This is a genomic window from Paenibacillus sp. 05T425 (assembly GCF_056396205.1).
This window is the reverse complement of the sequence record NZ_JBFTLA010000087.1, coordinates 1-471: the sequence shown is the minus strand read 5'-3', so window position 1 is coordinate 471 and position 471 is coordinate 1. Positions and strand designations below refer to the sequence as shown.

Genomic DNA, 471 nt, shown 5'->3' with positions numbered 1-471 from the left:
GGGCACTGTCGAGGGTGGCATCCAGATTGAGGCTTTGCAGGCGGTTGTCTTCGAAAACCAGTTGCGTGCCTTGCAGGGCGAGCTTGCCTTGCGGTGCCTTGAGCGTGCCGGCGACATTGACCCGACCATTGAGCTGGCCGCGCAGTTGCGGCCAGAGTTGGGCCAGGCGCGGCATTTTGATGTCGATCTGGCCGGCGAGTTTCTGTTGCAGGCTGCCTTGGCCATTGATGCTGTTGTCACCCAGGCGAATCTGCAACGCGCTGAGGTTCCATTGCTCGCCGCCGCCATCAGCCTTGGCTTGCAACACCGCCGGCTGCCCGCGCAGTTTGCCTTTCAGGTCCAGGTCGGCGGTCAGGCTGAGCCTTTCATTCTTCATCTCGCCTTTGCTGCGTAACGGACCCGCCAAGGTACCCGGCAACTCCGCGAGCCAGTACGCCGGGTTGATCGCCGAGAGGTCCAGCGCGGTATCCC

At 62.8% G+C, this 471-nt stretch carries 1 protein-coding gene; it reads right to left on the bottom strand.

Annotated elements, in window-relative coordinates; translation table 11 throughout:
- Nucleotides 1-376, bottom strand: a 376-nt coding sequence (locus AC1DF0_RS32200; protein WP_477577639.1) for a hypothetical protein, incomplete at its 3' end; no start/stop codon positions are given.
- Nucleotides 377-471 lie beyond the last annotated feature (95 nt).